General features: G+C 65.1%; 11 protein-coding genes. 4 read left to right on the forward strand and 7 right to left on the reverse strand.

Annotated features, from left to right (window positions below):
* Nucleotides 1-4: 4 nt before the first annotated feature.
* Both HLH45_RS02585 and HLH45_RS02590 read left to right on the forward strand, forming a co-directional pair.
* Nucleotides 5-538 (forward strand): hypothetical protein, encoded by a 534-nt coding sequence (locus tag HLH45_RS02585; protein WP_033478612.1) that lies wholly within the window; start codon nt 5-7, stop codon nt 536-538.
* Between the two features lie 36 nt (nt 539-574).
* Complete coding sequence (locus HLH45_RS02590; RefSeq protein ID WP_008572040.1) at nt 575-1,330, forward strand: SDR family NAD(P)-dependent oxidoreductase; 756 nt, start codon at nt 575-577, stop codon at nt 1,328-1,330.
* Nucleotides 1,331-1,577: 247 nt separating this feature from the next.
* Here HLH45_RS02590 and HLH45_RS02595 read toward each other — a convergent pair whose 3' ends face one another.
* The 5 genes from HLH45_RS02595 to speA all read right to left on the reverse strand — a co-directional run bounded on the left by HLH45_RS02595 (nt 1,578) and on the right by speA (nt 10,929).
* Entirely contained in the window at nt 1,578-2,705 is a 1,128-nt protein-coding gene (locus HLH45_RS02595; RefSeq protein ID WP_033478901.1) for an acyltransferase family protein, read from the reverse strand.
* Between the two features lie 137 nt (nt 2,706-2,842).
* Complete coding sequence (locus tag HLH45_RS02600) at nt 2,843-4,174, reverse strand: glycosyltransferase (RefSeq protein WP_008574859.1); 1,332 nt, start codon at nt 4,172-4,174, stop codon at nt 2,843-2,845.
* Nucleotides 4,167-8,171 carry a non-ribosomal peptide synthetase gene (locus HLH45_RS02605; protein WP_033478898.1) on the reverse strand — a complete coding sequence of 1,335 codons (4,005 nt, stop codon included), beginning with the start codon at nt 8,169-8,171 and terminating at the stop codon, nt 4,167-4,169. Before HLH45_RS02605 ends, HLH45_RS02600 begins: the two co-directional genes overlap by 8 nt.
* A 563-nt stretch (nt 8,172-8,734) precedes the next feature.
* Nucleotides 8,735-8,905 (reverse strand): hypothetical protein, encoded by a 171-nt coding sequence (locus HLH45_RS02610; RefSeq protein WP_008574856.1) that lies wholly within the window; start codon nt 8,903-8,905, stop codon nt 8,735-8,737.
* A 137-nt stretch (nt 8,906-9,042) separates the two neighbouring features.
* The gene (speA, locus tag HLH45_RS02615; RefSeq protein ID WP_008574854.1) at nt 9,043-10,929 is read right to left on the reverse strand and encodes an arginine decarboxylase; all 1,887 of its coding nucleotides are present in this window, start codon (nt 10,927-10,929) and stop codon (nt 9,043-9,045) included.
* A 237-nt stretch (nt 10,930-11,166) separates the two neighbouring features.
* Here speA and speE point away from each other — a divergent pair, with 237 nt between their 5' ends.
* On the forward strand, nt 11,167-12,024 hold the full coding sequence (speE, locus tag HLH45_RS02620; protein ID WP_008574851.1) for a polyamine aminopropyltransferase: 858 nt from the start codon (nt 11,167-11,169) through the stop codon (nt 12,022-12,024).
* A gap of 364 nt (nt 12,025-12,388) precedes the next feature.
* On the opposite strand, the gene HLH45_RS02625 is transcribed toward speE, so the two are convergent.
* Both HLH45_RS02625 and HLH45_RS02630 read right to left on the reverse strand, forming a co-directional pair.
* Nucleotides 12,389-13,000 (reverse strand): PH domain-containing protein, encoded by a 612-nt coding sequence (locus HLH45_RS02625; protein WP_008574850.1) that lies wholly within the window; start codon nt 12,998-13,000, stop codon nt 12,389-12,391.
* A 185-nt stretch (nt 13,001-13,185) separates the two neighbouring features.
* Entirely contained in the window at nt 13,186-14,004 is an 819-nt protein-coding gene (locus tag HLH45_RS02630) for a hypothetical protein (RefSeq protein ID WP_008574847.1), read from the reverse strand.
* A 545-nt stretch (nt 14,005-14,549) separates the two neighbouring features.
* On the opposite strand from HLH45_RS02630, the gene HLH45_RS02635 reads away from it, so the two are divergent.
* Complete coding sequence (locus HLH45_RS02635) at nt 14,550-15,206, forward strand: RIO1 family regulatory kinase/ATPase domain-containing protein (protein ID WP_008574844.1); 657 nt, start codon at nt 14,550-14,552, stop codon at nt 15,204-15,206.
* Nucleotides 15,207-15,275 lie beyond the last annotated feature (69 nt).

Below are 15,275 nucleotides of genomic sequence, written 5' to 3' on the forward strand. Positions count from 1 at the left end.
GCCCGTGTTGCGACGTAGCGCTGGCGTGTTGCTGGGCGTGCTGGCGTGGGCCGGCCCGGCGCAGGCCACCGATCAACTTCCCGACCTGATCCAGATCGACGGCCAGCAGGCGACGCTGCTGGCCGAACCCTTGTCCGGCCCACTGGACGACCCGGCCACCTGGAAGCGTTTTGCGGCGCACGCAGGCAGCGCGCTGGGCAGCTGCAGCGCCAACTGGCGCGGCTACCGCGCCCATTGGCGTCTGGACGGGCAACAGCTGGTGCTCGACCGCGTGGTCCTGGGCGCCTGTAACGACGCGCCGCCCACGCTGCCGCTGGATGTGCTGTTCCCTGGCCAGCCAGCGTCCGTGCCCGCCGTCTGGGTGGATGGTGAGTTGATCGTCGCGCTGCCCGCCACCGCGACGAGCGCTGCGCACGCACCGGCCCCGTACGTGGTGCTGCAGCTGCGGCGTGGCCAGGTCGTCGCACGCCAGACCCTGACCGAAGAGCGACTGCGTGCGCAGCATGCCGCAACGGCGAAGCCGCGGCCTGCTCACTGAATCTGGTTCCCGCCCCCTGTCCCCCTGGAGTTCCCCATGTCCAAGACCGTCCTGATCACTGGTGCCACCTCCGGATTCGGCAGCGCCGCCGTGCGCCGCTTCGCTGCAGCCGGCTGGAAGGTCATCGCCACCGGCCGGCGCGCCGAACGCCTGCAGGCGCTGGCCGCTGATCTGCCGGCCGGGCAGGTCCACACCGCCGCGTTCGACATGCGCGATGCACACGCCTTGTCGGATGCGATCGACGCGCTGCCGCCGGCCTTCGCCGACATCGACGTACTGGTCAACAACGCCGGCCTGGCGCTGGGCACCGCGCCGGCGCAGCAGGCCGACCTGGCGCAGTGGCAGCAGATGATCGACACCAATGTCACCGCCCTGGTCACGCTCACCCACCGCCTGCTGCCGGCGTTGATTGCGCGCCGCGGCGCCATTATCAACATCGCCTCGGTGGCGGCAACCTACCCATACACCGGCGGCAACGTCTACGGCGGTACCAAGGCCTTCGTGCAGCAGTTTTCGCTGGGCCTGCGCTCTGACCTGCACGGCACCGGCGTGCGCGTGACCTCGATCGAACCGGGCATGGCCGAGACCGAATTCACCCTGGTGCGCACCGGCGGCAACCAGGCCGCGTCCGACACGCTATACCGTGGCGCCACCCCGATGACGGCCGAAGACATCGCCGAACAGATCTTCTATGTCGCCAGCCTGCCGGCGCATTTGAACATCAACCGCCTGGAAATCATGCCGGTGACGCAGTCTTTTGCGGGGTTCCAGGTGGCCCGCGACGCGCAGTGAGGCGTGCATCGAAGCAAGGGCTTAGGCGGTGGGCGTGCAGCGCGCCAGCCGCACCCCCCGCTGCGCCGCGCAAGCCCTACCGAGCATCGAACGAAGCATCGAAAAGCCGCGTACTGCGCGGCTTTTCGTTACATCAGCGCTGCATGGTCGCAGCAACTGCGCAGACCGGTTGCCCGACACCAGGTGCTGCAGCGGCGGCCGCCACGCCGCCACCCGTGCACGCTCGCCGTTCTCCGCAACCATCGCATCACGCACGTTCGGCATCGCGGCGCACGGCTGCGCGCCGCCGCAGCAACGCGCCGCGCAGCTGCAGGAACGGACGTTCCACCACGTAATGCAGCAGCGCACCCGCCGCCAGCGCCACCACGCCATACACTGCAAAGGCCAGGACACCACGGCCGTCCAGCGTGGCGCCGAGCCAGCCCTGGGTCACATGGAACATCGCCTTGTGGGTCAGATACACGCTGTAGGAAATGGCGGCCAACCAGGCGGCACCCGGCACGCGTAGCCGGCCCAGTGCGCTGTCGGTCGCGGTGCCTGCCAATACCAGCAAGGCCAGCCCCAGCGAAAGCACCGGCCAGCCCACCGCGTTGCCGATCAAACCGGTGCGCTCGCGGAACAACCACATCGCCAGTGCCAGCATGGCCACACCGGCCAGCGCCCAGGTGTTGCCGCGCTGCTGCAGCCATTGCCATGTGCGGGGGCGGAAGACCTTCGTCATTGCCAGCACCACACCGGCCAGCAAACCGTCCAGCCGGTTCCAGGTGGGGTAATAGAGATCTTCGACAAACCAGTTGCGCTGCTGGCCGCTGCCGATCTGATCCAGCGCCGTGTTGTGCAGCCACACGCTAGTGCGCAACGCGATGCCGGCGACCACCACCGCCACGCACACCGCGACCACGCGTGCCGCCGATGGACGCCGCAACAACAACGTGGCCAGCAACGGAAACACCAGATAGAAATGCTCTTCCACACAGAGCGACCATGCGTGCGAGAACGCCGCCTGCTCGGCGTAATCGACGAACAGATTCAAGGTGAAGGTGAGGAACATCCACCATGGCGCCAGCCCGGGCGATTCGCGAAAACCCGGCCATGCCATGTAGATCGCCAACACCACCAAAAACGCCGGCAGGATGCGGAATGCGCGGCGCAGGTAGAAATCGGCGAAGTCCAGTGGCTTGCCGCGCGACAGCGGGGTCAGCACCTGGGTGCCGATCAAAAAGCCGCTCAGCACGAAGAACAGGTCCACCCCCATCCAGCCGTAGCGCGATAGCCATTCCCAGTCCGGACCCAACCCGCCGACCACGAACGAATGGAACAGCATCACCCAGACGATAGCGATGCCACGCAACAGGTCCAAAGCGGGATAGCGCATGCGGGCCAGATCAACCGAGGGAGCCCGATTGTGCCGCATGCAGGCAGCGCGCAGGGCGTCGCCGCCAACCACGCACTGCTTCCACCGCGCCGCAGTGCGCGCATCAGCGCTGCGGCGGATGCGCAGCATCGCCATGCTTATGCGATGGCGTGCTGTGTGGTCCGTACGGCCGCCGCAGGCGTCACTGCCGCGGGTTCAAGCAATTGCCAGGCTTCCAGCTGATCGACCGCATTGCGGACGCCGTCTTCCTGGCCGATCCGTTGACCGAGTGCGCGCGCAGCCGCACGCATGGCCGGCGTGCCCGCCTGCCGGATGGCAGCGGCCAGGGCTTCGGGCTGCAGCCCGGCACGCGCCAGCGCTGGCGGCGCAACGCCGCGCTGGGCCAGGCAATGGGCCCAGAACGACTGGTCGTAGCCAAAGGGCAGCACCACCGAGGGAATGCCCGCCGCCAACGCGGCACCGCTGGTGCCGGCGCCACCGTGATGCACGGCCACCGCCACGCGCGGGAACAGCCAATCGTGCGGTGCCTGTTCCAGATGGAAGAAGCGCTCGGCATCATCGGCGACAGCGGCGTCCCCGGCCCCCAGACCGCCCCAGCCGCTGGCCAGCAACGCGCGCTGCCCGGTCAGTCGCACCGCTGCCTTGACCGTGGCAGTGAGCTGCGCGACCGCGCTGCTGGTCATGCTGCCGAAGCCGATATACAGCGGCGGCGGCCCGGCCTGCAAAAACGCCTGCAGCGCGGCCGGCGGTTGCCACTGCGATAGCGGCAGCTGCCAGAAGCCGCACACCTGCGCGCTCTGCGGCCAGTCCGGCGGACGCGGACACACGTGCGCGCTATAGCCGTAGATCACGCGTAGTGCGCTGCGATCCGGACCGCTCCACGGATATCCCGGCAGCCCCAACGCCGGACGCACGATATCGTTGAAGGCCGGCCGCATCAGCTGCCAGCCGACAAAGCGCATCAGGCGATGCAATGCCACGTTGACACGTCCCGGCAGACGCAGGTTGGGCATCAGCATCAACGGCAGGTGGCGCGACTCGGTGAGCGGCTGCAACTGCGCAAACGCCACCGGCACGCCATACGCCTCGCCCAGGCTATGGACGAGGAAACTGGCACTGCCCACGCCCAGGATCAAGCCGGCATCGGCACACGCCGCGCGGCCCTGCGCGGGCCAATCGCGCGCCCACTCCAGCAACTTCTTGCGCAAGATGCCAGGGGCACCGCGCATCTCGGCAACGTCCGGATGGTCGTGCAACAGTTGCTGGAGATCGCCGCTGAGCGGGAAGAATTCCAGGCCGTGCGCACGGATCAACGACTCGAAGTTGGAACTGGTCAGCACCCGCGCCGGATAACCGCGCCGCTGCAGGCCAAGGGCCAGCGCAATGATCGGGCGCACGTCCCCATGCGTGCCAAGGGTGGCGATCACCACCGGGCGCTGGCGTAACGGATCGGCGCTGGACTCAGGCATATTCGGTCACTCCGTCGCCGGCGACCGCGCCACGGCCGGCCTGTCCCACCGGCCGCACAGCCCGGGTGGCCTCTGCGGTGGCCGCGTGCAGCAAGGTGCTGAGCGTGGCCGCATGCGTCGGCGAGAGCATTGAATGGTGGTCGCTGTCCAGAACGTGCAGCTGCAGGTTACGCACGTATGGGTGCCACGCCTGGGGACGGTAATCCACCCACAGCGCATCGTCGCCGCCGGAGCTCATGCGCACGCTCGCTTCGACAAAGACCACATCCTGGTCCAGCTGCCTGGGCCGATGACGCCGCGCCAGCTGCAGGTGATGCTGGGTGAGGGCGCCCAGATCGTCCAGCAAGGTGGGACGTTGCTCCAGCAACTGGCGCACCGCAGGCAATTCGTTCAGCCCGTAGTGATCGCACAACAGGCTCGCCAGCTCGGCGACCGTGGTCGGCATCGACTGGCCCGGCGCCAGATGCAAGGCCAACGCGTGCACCGAGGCGCGCACGTTCTCCGATTCCGACAACGCTGCGGCCTGTTCCAGATGCGGGTAACTGTCGAGCATGGCCAACACCTCGACCTCTTCGCCCAGTGCATGCAATTCGGCGGTGATGGCGTGCGCGATCAAACCGCCCAGCGACCAGCCCAGCAGACGGTAAGGCCCCCTCGGCTGCACGCTGCGCAGACGCGCCAGGTAATCGCGCGCGATCGCCTCGATGCTCTCCGGACGGTGCTGCGGGTCGCTCAAGCCCGGCGATTGCAGCGCATACACCGGCCACTGCGGATCCAGCTGACCCAGCAAGGTGAGATACGACCAGCCCAGACCGATGACCGGATGGATGCAGAACAACGGCGTGCTGCCGGCGGTGCCTGCACGCAGCGGCAGCAGCACGCTCAACGGGTCGTTGGGCGTGTGTGCGCTGCGCTTGATCACCTCGGCCAGGCCGGCGATCGTCGGCGCATGGAACAACGTGCCCAGCGGCAGTTCCACCCCGAACATCTGCGGGAAACGCGCGGCCATTTCCGCCGCACGCAGCGAATCGCCGCCAAGCTCGAAGAAATTGTCGTCCACGCCCACCACTTCGATGCCCAGCACCTCCTGCAGCATCGTTGCCAGCTGGCGTTCGAGCGCATCGCGCGGCGCCAGGTGCGCGCGTTGCGGCAATGCGCCAGGCGCCGGCAACGCGCGCCGGTCCAGCTTGCCGTTGGGGGTCAGCGGCAACGCCTCCAGCGGCACCCACAGGGTGGGAATCATCGATGCCGGCAGGCGCTGCTGCAGATGCGCGCGCAACAACTCGATCGACGGCGCGTTGCCGTGCTTGCCCACCACATAGGCCAGCAGTTGCAAGGCATGCTCGCCATCGCCATCGCCGTGGCCCACCACCACCGCCTGCGCCACCTGCGAATGCAACAGCAGGGCGCTTTCGATTTCGGCCGGCTCCACCCGATGTCCGCGGATCTTCAGCTGCGCATCGGCGCGCCCGATGAATTCCAGCAGGCCATCGCTGCGTTGACGCACGCGGTCGCCGGTGCGGTACATGCTGCTGCCGTCGTCGGCGAACGGGTCGCGCATGAAGCGCTCGCTGGTCAGCTGGCGCTTGCCGCGATAGCCCTTGGCCACGCCTGCGCCACCGATATACAGCTCGCCGATCGCACCGGTCGGCAGCGGTTGCCGCTGCGCATCCAGCACATAGACGCGCGTATTGAGCAGCGGCCTGCCGATCGGCGGTGCGGCGGCATCGGTCAGCTGCAACGGCATGATGGTCGACCAGATCGTGGTTTCGGTAGGCCCGTACAACTGGGTCAGGCGCCCCACCCGGCTGAGCAGTTGCGTGGCCAGTTCCGGCACCAATGCCTCGCCGCCGATCAACGCATGAATGCGATCCAGCACCAGATCCTCATTGGCCAGCAGGATGCGCCACAGCGATGGCGTGGCCTGCACCACGCTGATGTGTTCGTCGGCGATCAACCGCGACAGGCCGCGCGGGTCGTGGCTGATACCGGCCGGTGCAATGACCACGCGCGCGCCCACCAGCAACGGCAGGTACAACTCCAGCCCGGCGATATCGAAGGTGATGGTGGTGACGGCCAGTACACGGTCGCGCGGGCGCAATGCCAGCTCGTGTTCCATCGCATGCAGGAAATTGAACAGGTTGCGATGGCTGATCTCCACGCCCTTGGGCGCACCGGTGGAGCCGGAGGTGTACAGCACGTACGCGGTGCCGTCGGGCGTCGCCAGCGGTGCGATTGCCTCCGGCAACACGGCCGGGCGCGGATCCAGCCAGACCATGCCACCGAGCAGATAGCGCTCGCACAGCGCTGGCTCGCAGACCAGGCCAATGGCACCGGAATCGTTGAGCATCTGGCGGTTGCGTGCGGCCGGGCTCTCCGGATCCAGCGGCAGATACGCCGCCCCGCTCCACATCACCGCCAGCAACGCCACCAGCAAGTGTTCGCTGCGCGGCAACGCCACCGCGACCACATCGCCAGGGCGCACGCCATCGGCCACCCATTGCGCAGCGATGCGCGAGGCAAGCTCGCACAGCGTGGCGTAGTCGAGCGTGCGGTTGTCGTATTGCGCCACCAAGGCCGCAGGCATCAACTCGGCGCGTTGCAGCATGCCGTGCAACAGCGTGGCCGGTTCCGGCAGCGGCGCTGCGGTGTTGTTCCAGGTATGCAGCAAACGCCGGCGCTCGCTATCGCCGAGCACATCGACCTGGCCCAGCGCGCATTCCGGATCGGCCAATACCGCGTCGGCCAGATGGGTCAGACGACGGCAGTGTTCGGCCAGCTCCTCGCTGTCGTACAGCGCCGGGTTGGCATCCAGATCGAAACGCAGCGCTGCCCCATCGCCGCGTTCGTAGCAGAAGATGGTGAGGTCGTCGGCCGGGCCGTTGGAAAGGTTATGCGGCACCGCGTACGCCTCGCCGAAGCGCAAGGTGTAGTCGAAGGCCTCGATGTTCACCGCCAGGCGCGCGAACTTCTGCTCCATCCCGAACATGCCCAGATCGCGGCGCACGTCCTCGAAGCGATATTGCTGATGGCGCAATGCATGCCGCACCACCGACGACACCTGCGCGAACAAGGTATGGATGGGCTGCTGCGGATCCATCTTCAGGCGCAGCGAAATCACGTTGGCCACCAGGCCTGCGGTTTGCCGGTAGCGCGCGTTGATGCGGCCGGTCACCGGCATCGCCAGCACCAGATCCTCGGCACCGGTGCAGCGGTAGTAGTACGCGGCAATCAGCGAAATCAGCATCTGCGGCAGGCTGGCGCCGTACTCCTTGCCCAGCGCGCGCAGACGCACCACCTGCTGCGGCGAGAACTGCCCGGTGCCGCGCAACAACCCGGTGGACAGCTGATTGCCCGGCCGCGCCAGCGTCGCCGGCGGCGGCAGATCGGCCAACTGCTGCATCCAATACTCGCGATCGCGTTGGAACCGATCGGAGTTGCGATAGTGCTGTTCCATTTCGAGCAGCGACAGTGCACTGCCGTACTGCGCGGGCGCAGGCTCCACGTCGGCCAGGTAGGCGTTATAGAGCACGGCCATGCGCTGCATCATGATCGACGCGCAATAGCCGTCCATCACCAGATGACTCACGCATTGCACCCACAGATGATGATCTTCGCCAAGACGGAACACCGCGCAATGCCATAACGGCCCGTTCTGCAGATCTTCCGGCTTGCGGATTTCTTCGTCGATCCAATGTTCGGCGGCATTACGCGGAGCAGGATCTGAGCTGACGTCGAAGTATGGAATCGTGCCGTTGTACGCGGGCAAGACCACCTGCGAAGGCACGCCCTCGCGCTCGACGATACACAGGCGCAGCGTATCGAACTCGTGCGTCAGCTGCATGCTGGCGCGGATCAGCACCTGGGGATTGAGCGGGCCGAACATTTCCAATACTTCGGCCAACATCAAGGTGTTGTCGGTATGCAACTTGTTGGCCACCCAAAGGCCACGTTGCGCCTTGGTCAGGGGAAAAACGGGAGAGGCGTCAGCGTGCATTGCGTGCATCCTTCTGGTGTGGCGCGCAGTCCGTCGACACCCCTCAACCGTCATACGGTCGATGGACGCCGAATCAGCACCTGGCCTAAGAAAACGAGGGGTAAGAAACACCGCCGACCACCGACAATTGCCGGTAATACGCGATGGAAACGCATGATGAAGACGCACAGCACAGCGACTCGCACAATCGAACAACGGTGTGCGGGTGACTCGTTGAAGCACTTGTATCCCGACAAGTTAAACGAACACTAACAATTCGCGCGGGGCCGAAACCGTGCAAAAAATCACGGAAATCGCGTGATACCTAAAATTTTTTCACTGAAGTGTGATTTGAACTAGTGTTCTGCATGCATACATCCGATCAATTTCCGCGCCGCATCCGGCGTAGGGCATGGCCGACGATACGCATGGGCTTCAAGACAAATATGCGCGCACCACGGCAGATAAAAAGCCGCATTGAATAAGACCAATTCCAAATCAGCGTTGTCGGAATTAGGTTATTCGGCAAATCACTTCAGGAGAAAAAAGACGCGTTCAACGCGTCTGCCTCGACAAGCGCACGATCACGCGATGGTCGCCTGATTGTCATCGGCATGCAGCACAAACGCGCGAAAAGCGTGAGTCGAACCGATCGACGGCGTCGCGCAAGGTAAGCGCAGGCGCTCTTGCTCGATGCGACGAAGCAGGTCGACTTGAAGTGCGAGATCGCACCCGACGTCGGCGCGATGGCGCATCGACGCGTTGCAGAACCTGCAGCGTCCATGTCGGTGATGTCCCTGCTGCTGCAAGCGGCGCTCGCGGCAGGAGCGCGTGCAAGATGGGCCATGTCGCGCACAGCCAGCGCTGCGGCCCAGCCGCAGCGTACTGCGGATCAGCCCAGCGGCTCGTCGGACAGATAGGTGTAGCCGGTCAGCCCCGCTTCCAACGCAGCGCCGAGTTCCTGCGCCCGCTCGGGCGACAGATTTGCGGCAGCAATGCGCTCGGCATAGGTGGCACGCAGCGTGTCCAGCTGATAGCCCACGTAGTCCAGCATCACGTCGGTGGTATCGCCGCGGCGCTGCTGTGCGATGCGATAGCCATCGCGATTCACCACGACTTCCACCGCATCGGTATCGCCGAATAGGTTATGGATATCACCCAGGATTTCCTGGTAGGCGCCCACCAGGAAGAAACCGATGCGATAGCTCTCGCCGGCATTCAAACCATGCAGCGGCAGCGAGCTGTCCAGGCTTTCGTTCTCGACATAGGTCTTGACCATGCCGTCGGAATCGCAGGTCATGTCGGCGATGATGCCGCGCCGCTGCGGCGCTTCGTTCAAGCGCTCGATCGGCACGATCGGGAACACCTGATCGATCGCCCACACGTCCGGGATCGATTCGAACACGCTGAAGTTGACGAAGTACTTGTCCACCAGCCGCTCGTTGAGCTCATCCAGCACCGGGCGATGGCTCTTTTCATCGAAGCTCAGGCGTGCGCGCACGCCATGTGCGATGGCGTAGAACAGATCGTCGATGCGCGCGCGCTGCGGCAGGTCGATCTGGCCCAGCGCATACGCGCTCAAACCTTCGGCATGGAAATGCTGGGCTTCCTGGAACAGCTCCACCGCCGGGCGCACATCGAGCTCGTCATGGATCTCGCGCAGGTGGCGGATCGCGGCCGGCTCATCGTCGTGCGCATCCGGCACGCGGCCTTCAGGCGCCTGCTCCACTTCCGACACGTTGGCGATCAGCACCGCATGGTGCGCCGTCATTGCGCGCCCGCACTCGGTGACGATGCGCGGCGGAGCCAGGCCATGCTCTTCGCAGGCGCTGGCCAACGGCTGCACGATGTTGCTGGCGTACGAGTGCAGGCCGTAGTTGATCGAGCAATAGCTGCGCGAGCGCGTGCCTTCGTAATCGATGCCCAGGCCGCCGCCCACGTCCACATGGCTGATCTTTGCGCCCAGGCGCGAGAGCTCCACGAAATAGCGCGTGGCCTCGCGCATGCCGTTGGCGATGTCGCGCACGTTGGAAATCTGCGAGCCCATATGGAAATGGAGCAGGTTCAGGCTGTCGGCGTACTCGGTGTCGCGCAGGGTCTTCCACAGGTCCAGCACCTGGCGCGGCGAGAGACCGAACTTGGCCTTGTCGCCACCGCTGTTCTGCCACTTGCCCGCGCCCAGCGAGGCCAGGCGCATGCGCACGCCCAGGCCGGGCTTGACGTCCAGCGCGCGTGCTTCTTCCAGCACCAGGGTCAGTTCGGAGGGCTTTTCGATGACGATGAAGGTCTGCAGGCCGAGTTTGCGGCCGATCAGCGCCAGGCGGATGTATTCGCGGTCCTTGTAGCCGTTGCACACGATCAGCCCGCCCGGACGCGACAGCGCCAGCACCGCCATCAGCTCGGGCTTGCTGCCCGCTTCCAGCCCGAAGCCCTCACCGTGGTGACCGGCCAGGGTGCCGGCCACGCCACGATGCTGGTTGACCTTGATCGGATACACCGCCGTATAGCCGCCGGCGTAGTCCCACTCCGACTGCGCCTGCGCAAACGCTGCCTGCAGCTTGCCCAGGCGCTGGCCCAGGATGTCCGGGAAGCGCACCAGTAGCGGCAGCTTGGCACCGGCTGCGCGCGCGACATCCACCACCTCGGGCAGCGACACCGCCGGGCCATCGGCGGTCGGGGTGACCACCACGTGTCCGGCAGCGTTCACATCGAAATACCCGTCGGCCCAATGCGGGATCGAATAGGTCTTGCGGGCTTGGTCGAGGGACCAATCGCTCATTTCGCTGTCTCGGCTGGAATAAAAAAGGGCGTGAAGTGTAACGCCTGGCATGCGCAGGGTCCGTTACAATCCGCGCCGACTTCACGCCCCGCTCCTGGTTGGAGCGGGGCCGAGCAAGGGTCAGCCGCCGTGCAGTTTGACTGCACGGGGCTGCACCCGACCCTCATCCGGCGCTTTGCGCCACCTTCTCCCGCCGGGAGAAGGAACTGCCCGCTTCTTTTCGATTAGGACGTCCGCATGAGCACCAACGACAACTGGTACATCGAACACTTCCAGCCGACCGGCTCGGCGATCGGCTTCCGCGTCAGCGGCAAGCTGGACGAGGTGCAGTCCCCGTTCCAGAAGATCGAGATCTACCAGACCACCGATTGGGGCAAGCTGATGCTGATCGATGGCGCGGTGATGCTCACCAGCCGCGACAATTTCTTCTACCACGAGATGATCAGCCACCCGGCGCTGTTCACCCACCCCGCGCCCAAGCGCGTGGTGATCATCGGCGGCGGCGACTGCGGCACGCTGCGCGAGGTGCTCAAGCACCCGGGCGTGGAAAGCGCCACCCAATGCGATATCGATGAGCAGGTCACCCGCATGTCGGAGAAGTATTTCCCCGAGCTGTGCGATGCCAACCACGACGCGCGCGCCGAACTGCTGTTCGACGACGGCGTGGCCTATATGGCCAATTGCCCGGCCGGCAGCGTGGACATCGTGATCGTCGATTCCACCGACCCGGTCGGCCCGGCCGAGGGCCTGTTCAACAAGGCCTTCTACGAAAGCTGCTTCAAAGCCTTGAAGGACGACGGCATCCTGGTGCAGCAGTCCGAATCGCCGCTGGCGCTGCTGGACCTGATCAACGAAATGCGCACCGAAATGGGCAAGGCCGGCTTCCAGTCGTTCAAGACCCTGCCGTTCCCGCAGCCGTGCTACCCCACCGGCTGGTGGAGCGTGACCATGGCCAGCAAGCAGGCCAACGCCGATTTCGCCTTCCGCCAAGCAGACGCGCAGGCCAAGGGCTTCGACACCTTGTACTACACCGCCCATTTGCACACCGGCGTGCTGGTTGCGCCGCCGTTCGTGGCCAAGGCGCTGGGCGAGTAATCGCGGTTGGCCGAGCATCGCCGGCAAAAAGCGCAGACGACATTCGTTGAATCGCGGCGCTTGGATGGACGTGGCGGGTTACGGCAGCCGGCCGCGCCCGCTTGGCGATAAGCCCGGCCGGTTTGCTAGTTTTCTGAATGACATGGCCTGCGTGCTTACGGCGCGGGCTGATGCATTCGCACCGATCAGGCTGCCGTGGTCGCGCGGCGCTGCTGGAGCGTGAGGCCAGTGCGCGGCCAGCAGCCTTCTGGCGCGGCGATCCACCGACAGCGCCGCCGTGCGATGGACGCGTCAGTTGCTGCGTCACTGCGATCCATGGGCCGACGTAGTTGAAGCCGACCGATGCGCGGATGTCCTGCGCACGCTATAAGCGCGCCAGCACCTCTGTCTTCTTGGCGTCGAATTCGTCCTGCGTGATCAGCCCCGCATCCAGCAATTGCTTGAGCTTGCTCAGCACCTGCACCGGATCGTCGATTGCAGGAACGGCACTGGCTTGCAAGGGCACTGCTGCGCCGTGCGCACCAGGCGCATGCACCACCACGCCACCGGCCGCCGCGCGCAACTTGTCGATCTCCAGCTGCTGGCGCTGTTCGTAGGCGGATTCTTCCACCTGCTGCGCATAGGCGTACACGCGCCGCGCCTGTTTCTTGGGCAGGCTGTCGATGGATGCGTAGGCGCCCTGCGTGGTGCGGCACATGATGGTGGCTCCGAGCATCTGTTCGCTCATGTGCACATCGAGCACCTTGCGCCAGGGGAAATCGCGGAAGGTCATGCCGAGCAGCTTTGGGTAGACCACGATGAAGCGGCGGTTGGTCAGCACCACCGCATCCGGCGACAGGTTCATCACCATCTTCTTCTGCACGGCGATGTACTCGACCTGCTCGTCGCGGGTCAGCAACTCGGTGATCTTGGGCAGGATCTTGCCCACCGCCACCGGGTCCTGTTCGTCTGTCAAGAACTGCGCCAATGCGTCCATCTGCCCTCGCCCATAGCTGAATCAGTGCGTTGACCAAGACACTACAGCAAGCCGCATGGATGGCTGTGCAATGCCGATGACCGTTTGCGGTGCAGCTTCAAACGGATTGCCGTCCGCGGCATCGCGCTGCATGCCGCGTGACCCAGAAGGGCGAGCGCTGCTGCCCGCCCTTCGACCGTTGCTAGTTAAAAGCGGACTTCCACTACTGCGTTCAGTACCTCTGCACGGTTGATGGTGGTGTCTTGGGCATAGTCGTAGTAGTCATTGGCGTAGACGTAGTTGGTGTACATCGCGCTCACGCTCGCATGCTTGCCGATATCGACGCCCAGGCCGAGGCTTGCGTAACCACCAAAGATTTCGTCGCTCATGTCTGCGACCTCGGCATACCATGAGCCGAGGCGGACTACCGCGAACAGCGGAGTGTCACCAAAATTGAAACGTGCCGTACCCCCGATGCCGCCAAACTTCACTGCGGGGATAAAGACATCGTCGGTTGTATCGCCGCGTTCCAGGCGTCCAATCGATCCCTCAAGTCCGATCAACGTGACCGAGCCAGCACGCCAGCGATAGCCGGCGCTGAGGCCAAGCATGTCTTGCTTATAGCCACTGAAAACCTCACCTCGACCACGCTGCACGCCGATGAACGCGCCCCTTTCAATGCGCGATTCCTCCACCCGTGTGTAGCGCGCTGCGGGGACAGGCGCTGCAGGGTAAGCAGCGGCAGGCTGAACTGCCACCGCCTCAGTCTGCTCGGTCACCGTAGTGAACCCGCCGGACGCACCAGGTTGGCCGCCGCTTCCACCGACAGCGGCCGGCGCTCCGCCAACGCCCGCTTGCGCCGGGCGCGAGGATGGCGCTGCAGGCGCGGTGGCGCGCTGGGTGCCGGTCTGCTGCTTTTGCTGTTGACGGTAGCTGTCCCAGCCGCGCGACAACGACTGCGCCGAGGCCTGAGCCGTGACGCCGAACGCCGTGCAAGCCAACAGCACTGTTGCGGTCCTTTTCATTGCATCCCCCATGAGTCGTACTCCATCGTTTCCGCATCCTTGCGCACGCAGGTGGCACCTGACGGGGTCTGGAAGTGGCGCAGTTGCGGTCGCATTCGGAGGCGCACCCGGCATCACCTGGATGTCGTACGACATCGATGCAGGCGACGCTCGAAGAGCGTGCCCGTGTTAACGCGTGCTGCAGCCCCCTGACCGCAGCCGGCACAGTGTCTGGAGTCTCAATCGCTGTCAAGAAGCGGCGTGACCGCTACCGCACGCCGGGTTGCGCTAACAGTGCCTGTCTTGAGGCAGGACGCAACGCTGGCGGGACGACACCGTGGCCTGGAGTGGCAGGTCTGCATGCATTCGCTGGCACATGCCGATTCTGATGGGGTCCGCCAAACACCTGATTCCAAAAGCTGTTCCACTCCCGGAACATTTCATTTGTTAAATAAATATAATTTCCATACTCACAAGTTCTAAAATTGGGCAGACCGATCCTCGCGATCACCGTGAACCTGCGCAACGCGTGACAGCTCCGCGCCGCCAAGGTCTGGAGAACTGCCATGCACTACCAGCCGCTGGACGTGTCCAGCCTGCACCTCGTCACTCCCGTTCTGCTCAAGCAAGGCACCCGGCTGCTCGAGCCGGACGTCTACCGCACCCATGTGAACGGGCAACCGGCAGTGGTCAAGGACTACGGCCGCTATCGCCGCACGCTGTTGTCGCCGATCGCCCGGCTCATGGTGCGCCACGAGGCCAGGATGCTGCGGCAGTTGCAGGGTTGGCGGCATGCACCGGCCTTGCTCGGCACGCTGGGCGGGCTGGCGCTGGGCATGGAATTCATTCCAGGCGACACGCTCAGCGCCAGCACCGTCGTGGGCCAGGAGGTCTTCCAGCAATTGCAGCAGGCGCTGCGCAGGCTGCATGCGTTCGGCATCACCCATAACGATCTGCACGGCACCAATGTGGTGGTCAGTGCCGGCGTGCCGGTGCTGATCGATTTCACCTCCGCGTGGCGATTTCCGCGCTGGCTGCGGCGCGGCACGCTGGCGCGTCAGCTGCAGCGCAGCGACGTGGCCAATTTTCAGAAAATGCGCCAGCGCCTTGCCGGCATCGCACCGACTGCCGACGAATCGGCCCGCAGTGCCGAACCGCGCTGGGTGCATGCGATTCGCAGCGGCTGGAAGCGGCTATATCGGCGTTTGAAAGGCAAGGCGTGATCAGCGCTGCTGGCTAACGGCGGCTGGGCACACCGTTACGCCCAGCTACTGCGCTGATGTCGTCGGTTT

It is taken from the genome of Xanthomonas euvesicatoria, from assembly GCF_013112235.1.
Lineage (GTDB): Bacteria > Pseudomonadota > Gammaproteobacteria > Xanthomonadales > Xanthomonadaceae > Xanthomonas > Xanthomonas euvesicatoria.

Excerpts from the sequence above, each read along its gene's own strand:
- HLH45_RS02590 (WP_008572040.1), top strand. The coding sequence starts at position 575 with ATGTCCAAGACCGTCCTGATCACTGGTGCCACCTCCGGATTCGGCAGC.
- HLH45_RS02595 (WP_033478901.1), bottom strand. The coding sequence starts at position 2,705 with ATGCGCTATCCCGCTTTGGACCTGTTGCGTGGCATCGCTATCGTCTGG.
- HLH45_RS02600 (WP_008574859.1), bottom strand. The coding sequence starts at position 4,174 with ATGCCTGAGTCCAGCGCCGATCCGTTACGCCAGCGCCCGGTGGTGATC.
- HLH45_RS02605 (WP_033478898.1), bottom strand. The coding sequence starts at position 8,171 with ATGCACGCTGACGCCTCTCCCGTTTTTCCCCTGACCAAGGCGCAACGT.
- HLH45_RS02610 (WP_008574856.1), bottom strand. The coding sequence starts at position 8,905 with ATGCGCCATCGCGCCGACGTCGGGTGCGATCTCGCACTTCAAGTCGAC.
- speA (WP_008574854.1), bottom strand. The coding sequence starts at position 10,929 with ATGAGCGATTGGTCCCTCGACCAAGCCCGCAAGACCTATTCGATCCCG.
- speE (WP_008574851.1), top strand. The coding sequence starts at position 11,167 with ATGAGCACCAACGACAACTGGTACATCGAACACTTCCAGCCGACCGGC.
- HLH45_RS02625 (WP_008574850.1), bottom strand. The coding sequence starts at position 13,000 with ATGGACGCATTGGCGCAGTTCTTGACAGACGAACAGGACCCGGTGGCG.
- HLH45_RS02630 (WP_008574847.1), bottom strand. The coding sequence starts at position 14,004 with ATGAAAAGGACCGCAACAGTGCTGTTGGCTTGCACGGCGTTCGGCGTC.
- HLH45_RS02635 (WP_008574844.1), top strand. The coding sequence starts at position 14,550 with ATGCACTACCAGCCGCTGGACGTGTCCAGCCTGCACCTCGTCACTCCC.